This window comes from Mesorhizobium sp. M7A.F.Ca.CA.001.04.2.1 (assembly GCF_003998485.1).
GTDB classification, from domain to species: Bacteria; Pseudomonadota; Alphaproteobacteria; order Rhizobiales; family Rhizobiaceae; genus Mesorhizobium; species Mesorhizobium ciceri.
The window spans coordinates 1-8738 of record NZ_RZQT01000192.1; the positions used below are offsets into that span (position 1 = coordinate 1).

An 8738-nucleotide genomic window follows, 5' to 3' on the forward strand; every position below is an offset into this window, starting at 1 on the left:
GGCCGGGTCGAAGGATTCGAACAGGGCGGCTGTCGGCAGAAGTGCCGTCTGCGGGTAGTTGAAACCGGCCGGATCGCGCCACGGTCCATGCACGAGATAGGACAGCAACAGCAGCACGCTGTCCGGGTTCGGCCAGAAAAGACCGACGCCGCTCGCCGCAATCGCGCCCATGGTGAACTGGCCCTCGGCGCCGATGTTCCAGACATTGGCGCGGAAGCCGATAGCCAGCCCACACGCAATGAGGATCAGCGGCGAAGCCTTGAGCAGCCATTCCGACAAACCGTTGAGGGAATTCAACGGCTCGACAAAGAAGGCGTAGAGCGTCGGCAGCGGATCGTGTCCGAGCGAGGCAAAAAAGATCGAGCCGACGACCAGCGTCAAAACCGACGCCAGCACCGGCGCCGCGACGCGCATTGTTGCCGAAGGCTCCGGCCTTTGTTCAATCCTGAAGCGCAACGTCGCCACTCCCAATTGCCATTTGATCCGTGCTCATCGTTCGACCGGTCATCAGCAGCCCGACCTCTTCGCGGTCGGTCGTCTTGCGTATCAGCGGCGGTGACACGCGCCCCTGGCAGATCACCAGAAGCCGGTCACAAATCTCGAACAGCTCGTCGAGTTCTTCGGAGACGACGAGCACCGCCGCGCCGGCGCGGCTGAGGTCGACGATGGTCTGGCGGATGAAGACGCTGGCGCCGACATCGACGCCCCAGGTCGGCTGGGAGACAAGCAGAAGCTTCGGCTCGAGCGCGATCTCACGGCCGACGATGAATTTCTGCAGATTGCCACCCGACAGGCTCTGTGCCGTCGAAGCCGGACCGTTGGCCTTGACCTTGAACCTGTCGATGATGCCAGCTGCGAAGGCGCTGGCTTTGCGCCGGTCGACCAGGCCGTTGCGGACGGTGCCGAAGCGATGGGCGGTCAGAACCGCGTTCTCCCACAGCGTATGCGACGGTACCGCGCCACGGCCCAGCCGTTCCTCGGGAACGAAGGCGAGACCGAGCTTGCGGCGCTCGTCGGCACGAAGGCGAGCGGCAGCGGTACCGCAAATCCTGATCGCGTCGTTGTTGTGATGCGTGCGTTCGCCGCTGAGCAAGGCGATAAGCTCCGCCTGGCCGTTTCCGGACACTCCCGCCAGGCCGACGATTTCCCCGCCATGAACGTTGAAGGAGACGTCCTTCAGATCCACGCCGAAATGGTCTCTTGCCTTGACCGAAAGGTTGTTGACCTCGAGCACTGGCTTCTCGCTCGGGGTCGGCGGGCTGACATGCATTTCCGGCAGCTTCGAGCCGACCATCATGCGGGCGAGCTCGAGCGAGGTCGTCTCTTTCGGCCGAGCGGTGCCGGTGACCTTGCCGTTGCGCAGCACGGTTGCGGTGTCACAGAGCTCCTGCACCTCGTCGAGCTTGTGGCTGATGTAGACGATGCTGCAGCCTTCAGCGGCGAGTTGTCGAAGCGTCTCGAACAGCTTGACCACCGCCTGTGGCGTCAGCACGGAAGTCGGCTCGTCGAGGATAAGAAGCTTGGGCGCCTGCAGCAGGCAGCGCACGATCTCGACGCGCTGCCGCTCGCCGACAGAGAGGTCATGCACCTGGCGATGCGGATCGATCGGCATACCGTAGCGAAGCGAAAGCTCGCGGATCTTGGCGGCAAGCGAGGGCAGATCGAAGGCGCTGCTTGCCGAGAGCGCAATGTTCTCGACCACTGAAACGGATTCGAACAGCGCGAAGTGCTGGTAGACCATCTCGATGCCGAGCGCGCGCGACGTCGCCGGGTTGTGCGCCGCGATCGGATTGCCGTCGCAGAAGATCTCGCCGGAATCGGCCTGCGCCGCGCCATAGATGATCTTCATCAGGGTCGATTTGCCGGCGCCGTTTTCGCCCAGCACGGCGTGGATTTCGCCGGGCTGGATAGACAGCGAGACGTCGTCATTGGCGACGACGCCGGGATAGCGCTTGCAGATGTTGCGCAGTTCTAGACGCGGATGCATGGCGGGTCCTGCCGTGGCGTGAAGCGAGGTTGGACGGGAACCAGGCAGGGAGACGCCGAAGGTCGGTCTCGGCGCCTCCCTGGTTCTTTGATGGCGTTCAGCTCAGCTTGCCGATCATGCCTTTGACGAACCAGTTCATGCCGCGAACATCGTCATCGGCCAGGACGGAGCCTGCAGCGACCTTGAGGTTGCCGGCCTGGTCCTTCAACTCGCCGCCATAGGGGTGCACCTTGCCGCTGCCGATGTCGGCCTCGAGCTGCTTCAGCTTGGCCTTGGTGTCGGCCGGTATGCCGTCATTGTAGGGCGCCATCTTCACGACGCCCGCTGCCAGTCCATCCCAGCGCACTTCCGGCTTCCAGGTGCCGGCGGCGACGGCCTTGGCGGCGCCGACATAGTCGCTGGTCCAGTCGAGGACAAAGGACGTCAGCTGTTTGCCCGAAGCGAACTTGGCCATGTCGCTGGCGTAGCCGATCGACCAGGCGCCGCCTTCACCCGCGACCTGGACGCCCGTCGCCGTGTCGGTCATCGAGCAGATGACATCGCAGCCTTGCGAAAGCAGCGTCTTGGCGGCCTCCTTCTCTTTGCCCGGATCGAACCAGGAATTGAGGAAGATAGCGTTGCACGTGGCGTTCGGATTGACGCTTTGCGCACCGAGCAGCAGCGCGTTGGCCGGGCCGACGATATCCGGAATCGGAAAGCCGCCGATGAAACCAATCTTGCCCGATTTCGACATGTAGCCGCCGGCCGCGCCGGCGACGAAAGTGCCCTCGTAATATTTGGCTTCAAAGGTACCCAGATTGGCAAGGTGTACGATGCCGGAGCAATGTTCGAAAGCCACCTTGGGGAAGCGCGGCGCCACTTTCTGCATGGGCGTTCCGTGCGAAAAGCTGGTGCCGAAGATCAGTTTGTTGCCGGCGCTGGCCAGCTCGCGGAAAATGCGCTCCGCATCCTGCGGCATGAAGATGTTGTCGATGACGGTGAGTTCGGCCTTGTCGCCGAACGCGGCTTTGATCGCCTCGACGCCAAGGCTGTGCTGCTTGGTCCAGCCGATTTCGGCGATCGGCGAGACGTAGACGACGCCGATCTTGAGCACCTCTTGAGCCTTGGCGACCGTGCTCAGCCCTCCAGCACCGAGCGCAGCACCCAGCGCACCGCTGTATTTCAGGAATCCGCGTCTTGTCAGGTCGTTCATGTCGGTAACCCTCTGTTGGTTTTTTTGGTTGATGCCCGGCTTGTCGATGCCCGGTCTTTGTTAGGGAGATGGACGTGCGCGTGCACCGCGCCGTCGCCATTCCCGGATGGTTTTGCCTGCCTCAATCCAGCCGATATCGTCGCTCCGTCGGCCTTGCCGTCGAGATAGGGTGCGAGCGCTTCGGCAGGCGTCATCTCCGGAAACACGTCGCGATCCATGATATAGCCGCGCACCACGGTGCGGTGATGCGTGTCGATCAGGTCCATGGCCTGTTTCAGGCGGCCCTTTTCCAGAAGGTCGACGACCCTCGAATGATCGTCGAGCAGATTGCAATAGTCGAAATCGGCTGAAATGAGCGAGCGCAGCAGCGTCGTGCGGCGCACCAGCTGGGCATGGATTTCCTGCATCACCTTGTTGCGGCTAAGGCGCACGAACACCGTGTGGAATTCCTGGCCGAGCACGTCGGCCAGCGCATCGTTGCCGGCGGCGACTGCCTGGCGCTGGCGTTCGACATGCTGGCGCAGCTCGGCCCATCCGGCGGGGCCAAGGCGATCGCTGAGCTGGGCCGCCACCCCCTGTTCGACAAGGGTCAGCGCGTCGTAAATCTCCATTGCCTCCTGCATGCTTGGCCTGGCGACGAAGGCGCCGCGGTTGCGCTCGATCTGCGCCAGCCCGTCATCGGCGAGCCGTATCAGGGCCTGACGCACCACGATGCGGCTGACATCGAATATCTCGGCAAGCTCGCGCTCGCCGAGCTTGCAGCCGGGCACCAGCCGATGGTCGATGATGGCGCGGGTCAGCGTGTCCGCGATCGTCTGGGAGCGGCTGCTCAAGGCACGGTTCTCCGCCTTTGCGACGACATGATCAGCAGGCTTTCCATGATGAAGACATGACGCTTCGGGATGTGCCATATCCCAGGTTCAGGTTTTCCATATCGGAATTCAATCATCATAGTCTGTCAACACAAAAAATGATTTTGGCTGACAAAAAATCATTGATTGGTATCCAATCTTGTGATTTCGTCATTGCGAAACGTCAGGCTAGGTTCGTGGTGAAGGGCTAGCCGAGTTGGGAGGGATGCCGATGGCAACCCGTTGCGTCGACCGCGAGCTTCTGAACGACTGGCATATCGTCGCTGACCAGGAATCGCTCAGCCAGGATGTGCCCTTTTCGACCCGCCTGCTTGGGGTCGACCTCGTCGTTCGAAAACATTCAAACAAGATCGAAGTCGTTCGCAACGATACCGGCGACGTGTTGAAGAGCGCCGAGCGCTATGGCTTCGTCTGGACCTGTCTGGACAAACCCTGGCGCGACATCATCTACATCCCCGAGGCCAACGAGGCGGATCGACATCTGGTCAGCGGCGGCTCGATCGCGGTCAAGGTGTCGGGCCTTCGCGCCGTCGAGAATTTTCTCGACATGGGGCATTTCCCCTTCATCCACACAGGCTGGCTCGGCGAGGAGCCGCATACCGAGGTCGTGCCTTACAAGGTGGAAATCACGCCCCAGGACGAGGTGCTGGCGACCGAATGCAAATTCTACCAGCCCATCGCGTCGCCGACCGCGAAGGAAGGGTTCGTCGTCGAGTACATCTACAAGGTGATCCGGCCCTATACGGTGGCGCTCTACAAGAGCAATCCGATCCAGAAGGGGAGGCTGGATGTCATCACGCTGTTCGTGCAGCCGGTCGACGAGGAGAACTGCGTCGCGCATCCCTATCTCTGCTACCTCAAGGAGGGCATGGACGCGGCGACGGTGCGCAGTTTCATGCAATTGATCTTCGCGCAGGACAAGCCGATCCTGGAAAACCAGGTCCCCAAGCGCCTGCCGCTCGATCCGCGCGCCGAGACGCCGATCCGCGCCGATGCCGTCTCGGTTTCCTATCGGCGCTGGCTGCGTGACAGGGCGGTCACCTATGGTGCGATACCGGCACAGATCTGATGAGGTCCGAGGGTATTTGAAGGGATAACATGATGACGAAATGCGCTGATCCCGTGATCCTCAATCTCTGGCATCCCGTGGGCGCCATCGCGGAAGCTGCTCCCGGCGCCGTCCAGGAGACCGTTCTGCTCGAGGAGCGCCTCAGCTTTGCGGTGGACGCGGATGGCGAGCCCGTCGTCTGGCGCTCGCGTCCCGATGTGCAAAGGGCTGACCATATTCCACCCGCCGACAGGCTGCCTGCAATAAGCGCCTATGGCTATGTCTGGACTTCGCTCGGGTCGCCGCCGGCCGAGCTGTTCCCGATCCCCGAATATCAAGAGCCGGACCGCCGCAAGCTCAATGCGGCAACGTTCGGCGTCAACGTCTCGGCGCCGCGCGCCATCGAGAACTTTCTCGACATGGGCCACTTCCCCTATGTGCATACCGACATACTCGGCGTCGAGCCGCATACCGAAGTCAAGGAATACGACGTCGAGATCTCCGTCGATCGCGACGAGATCCTGGCCACGCGCTGCCGCTTCTTCCAGCCGATGGCGTCGACGGCGTCCGATGGCGGCGCCGACGTCGACTACGTCTATCGCGTGCCGCATCCCTATTGCTCGGTGCTCTATAAATCGAGCCCGGTCGACGAGACCCGGCGCGATGTCATCGCCGTCTTCCTGCAGCCGGTCGACCAGGAGCATGTGCGCGCCCACATGCTGCTTTGCGTGCTCGACGAAGACAATGAAGACAAGGTGATCAAGCGTTTCCAGCAGACGATCTTCGGCCAGGACAAGCCGATCCTGGAAAACCAGGTGCCGAAGCGCCTGCCGCTCGATCCGCGCGCCGAGACGCCGATCCGCGCTGACAAGTCGGCCATCGCCTACCGGCGCTGGCTCAGCCAGAAGGGCGTGACCTACGGGGTCATCCCGGCTGCAGCCTGACAGACATTTTGGAGACGATTGATGTTGGAAGAAGCCAGAAGCCGGTGGCATCCGATCGCCGCTGCCCATGATTTGCCGTTTCGCCACGTTTTCCACGGCCAGTTGCTGGGCCGGGAATTCGCCGTGTGGCGGGCCGATGACGGTTACGTCAACATCTGGGAGAACCGCTGCCTGCATCGCGGCGTCAGGCTGTCGATCGGCATCAATGACGGGCGCGAACTGAAATGCCAGTATCACGGCTGGCGTTATTCGAACCGCACCGCTGGCTGCACCTATATCCCGGCTCATCCGGCCGATGCACCCGCCCGCACCATCACCAACCGCACTTTTCCGGCGGTCGAACGTTATGGCTTGGTCTGGTCCTCGGAAGAGCCGCGCGGGGAGGTGCCTGAGATTGCCGGCCTCGCCGAAGGCAAGCTCGTCGCCTTGCGCGGCATCGCGGTCAACGCGCCGGCCGACAAGGTCGTCGAGAGGCTGAGAGCCTATCGCTTTCAACCCAACGGAGCGATCGATGGCGAGGGCGCCGACATTCTCGTCGAAGCCGCCCAGGATTTCGCTGTGGCGCTTCGCTCGCGAGCCAGCGGCGCCGAGACGCAGGGCGTTTTCTTCGTGCAGCCGGTCGATTCCAACCGTTCGGTGATCCGCGGCGTGCTCGATCAGGAGGCCGAGGGCGCCGCGCGCATTGCCATTCTGCGTCACCACAATGAGCGGCTTTCCAAGCTGCGCGACGAGGTCGAGCGCGACGTGGCGAACGCGCCGGCGCCGGCGCCGCTCGAGCCGGTCTACGAACGGGTCTCGGCCGAACTCGCGGAAATGCCTGAGGTGACCACGCATGGCCGCAAGGCTGCGCTGCGTGTCAGCGTGGCCAGAAAATGGCAGACCGCTGACGGGATCGCAGGCTTCGAGCTTCGTCCGATCAAGGGCATCCTGCCGACGTTCCAGCCTGGAGCCCATATCGACGTCCACATGCCCAATGGCGAGATCAGGCAGTATTCGATCACCAACGGTCCCGGTGAAACCGACAGCTTCACCATCGGCGTCAAGCTGGAACGGGACTCCAAGGGTGGCTCGAAATGCATGCATGAGACGGTGCGAGAGGGCGACGTGTTGGCGATTTCCGAGCCACGCAACAACTTCCCGCTGCGCCGCGATGCGATCAAGACGCTGTTCGTCGCCGGCGGCATCGGCATCACGCCGCTGCTCGCCATGGCGCAGGCGCTGAAGAACCAGGAGCTTGCGCACGAGCTGCATTATTTCGCGCAAGGCGAGGAACACCTCGCCTTTGCCGATCGGCTGAAGCATCTCGGCGATGCGCTGAAGCCGCATCTCGGCCTCTCGCCCGACGCGACCGGCGCCGAGCTTCGACAACTCCTCGCCGGTTATCGCAATGGCATGCATCTCTACATCTGCGGCCCGGGACCGATGCTGGAAGCCGCGCGCAAGATCGCGGCCGAGCAGGGCTGGCCAGATAGCGCCGTCCATTTCGAGTACTTCAAGAACACCAACAAGATCGACGACAGTTCGAGCTTCGAGGTCGCGCTGGCGCGCTCCTGCGTCACGCTTCAGGTGCCGGCGGGCAAGACGATCATGCAGGTCATGCGCGAAAGCGGCATCGATGTTCCGTCGTCTTGCGAGCAAGGCGCCTGCGGCACTTGCGTGGCGACGGTGATCGAGGGCGAACCGGACCATCAGGACGTCTACCTCAACGATGCCGAGAGGAAGGCCGGAACCAAGATCATGACCTGCGTTTCGCGCGCCAAATCGGCACGCCTGGTTCTGGACATCTAACTGTTTGTTTTACGCAATTCCGGACGGAAAACCGTTACACACGTTTCCTGGAATTGCTTTAGGAGCTGCCGATGATCACGCTTTACGACTACGAACTGTCGGGCAATTGCTACAAGCTGCGGCTGCTGATGAGTTTTCTCGGCATCGACTACAAGACCGTGCCGGTCGACTTCTACCCCGGCCGCGAACACAAGTCGGAATGGTTCCTGAAACTCAATCCGCTTGGCCAGCTGCCGGTCATCGAGGATGAAGGGCTGATCTTGCGCGACGCCCAAGCGATCCTTGTCTATTTCGCCTCGAAATACGATCCGTCGGGCACCTGGTATCCGCGGGACAATCCCGCTCTGCTGGGCGAGATCAGCCAGTGGCTGGCCTTTGCAGACGGTATCACTTCGACGGCGTCGGCCGCCCGCCTGCACGATGCGCTGTTTTATGACTTCGATATCGACGCCGCGCGTGCCGGCGCGCATCGCCTTTTCCGTATCCTCGACGAGCATCTGTGGTTCGGCGAACAGCAGAGCCGCAACTGGATCTGTTCGGCCAGTCACCCGACCGTCGCCGACATCGCCTGTTTTCCTTACATCATCCTATCGGAGGAAGGCGGGGTTCCGCGCCAGGACTATCCGGCTATTCGGCGCTGGTGCGACCGTGTCAAGCGCATCAAGGGCTTCACCGTCATGTCGGGTGTGTTTCCCGCTGGCCCCGGCAAGATCGCCGCATAGTCTGATCATAAGCGCCGCGTTCTGGCCCGGCAAAATAGAGATTTGGGAGAGAAAAAGAATGAAAACCCGCGCCGCTGTCGCTGTTGCCGCCGGAAAGCCGCTGGAGATCATGGAGGTCGACCTCGAGGGCCCGCGCGAGGGCGAAGTGCTGGTCGAGATCAAGGCGACAGGCATTTGCCACACCG

At 62.2% G+C, this 8738-nt stretch carries 7 protein-coding genes and 2 pseudogenes; 5 read left to right on the top strand and 4 right to left on the bottom strand.

The window, feature by feature from the left end; all coding sequences use genetic code 11:
• The 4 genes and pseudogenes from EN955_RS32190 to EN955_RS32205 form a co-directional block, all read right to left on the bottom strand.
• A pseudogene (locus EN955_RS32190) lies at positions 1–456 on the bottom strand (ABC transporter permease); the annotation flags it as partial.
• Positions 440–1987 (bottom strand): ABC transporter ATP-binding protein, encoded by a 1548-nt coding sequence (locus EN955_RS32195; RefSeq protein WP_024505101.1) that lies wholly within the window; start codon positions 1985–1987, stop codon positions 440–442. The gene EN955_RS32195 and the pseudogene EN955_RS32190, both read right to left, overlap by 17 nt.
• A 97-nt stretch (positions 1988–2084) precedes the next feature.
• Positions 2085–3179 carry a BMP family ABC transporter substrate-binding protein gene (locus EN955_RS32200; RefSeq protein ID WP_013529894.1) on the bottom strand — a complete coding sequence of 365 codons (1095 nt, stop codon included), beginning with the start codon at positions 3177–3179 and terminating at the stop codon, positions 2085–2087.
• The gene (locus EN955_RS32205) at positions 3176–4012 is read right to left on the bottom strand and encodes a GntR family transcriptional regulator (protein ID WP_024505100.1); all 837 of its coding nucleotides are present in this window, start codon (positions 4010–4012) and stop codon (positions 3176–3178) included. Before EN955_RS32205 ends, EN955_RS32200 begins: the two co-directional genes overlap by 4 nt.
• 250 nt (positions 4013–4262) lie before the next feature.
• On the opposite strand from EN955_RS32205, the gene EN955_RS32210 reads away from it, so the two are divergent.
• The 5 genes and pseudogenes from EN955_RS32210 to EN955_RS32230 form a co-directional block, all read left to right on the top strand.
• On the top strand, positions 4263–5120 hold the full coding sequence (locus EN955_RS32210; protein WP_032809603.1) for an aromatic ring-hydroxylating dioxygenase subunit alpha: 858 nt from the start codon (positions 4263–4265) through the stop codon (positions 5118–5120).
• Positions 5121–5149: 29 nt separating this feature from the next.
• Complete coding sequence (locus tag EN955_RS32215; protein WP_013529897.1) at positions 5150–6043, top strand: aromatic ring-hydroxylating dioxygenase subunit alpha; 894 nt, start codon at positions 5150–5152, stop codon at positions 6041–6043.
• A gap of 21 nt (positions 6044–6064) precedes the next feature.
• A complete protein-coding gene (locus EN955_RS32220; RefSeq protein ID WP_024505098.1) occupies positions 6065–7831 on the top strand; it encodes a Rieske 2Fe-2S domain-containing protein in 1767 nt (588 codons plus the stop codon).
• Positions 7832–7902: 71 nt separating this feature from the next.
• Complete coding sequence (locus tag EN955_RS32225; RefSeq protein ID WP_024505097.1) at positions 7903–8553, top strand: glutathione S-transferase; 651 nt, start codon at positions 7903–7905, stop codon at positions 8551–8553.
• A 58-nt stretch (positions 8554–8611) separates the two neighbouring features.
• A pseudogene (locus EN955_RS32230) lies at positions 8612–8738 on the top strand (S-(hydroxymethyl)glutathione dehydrogenase); the annotation flags it as partial.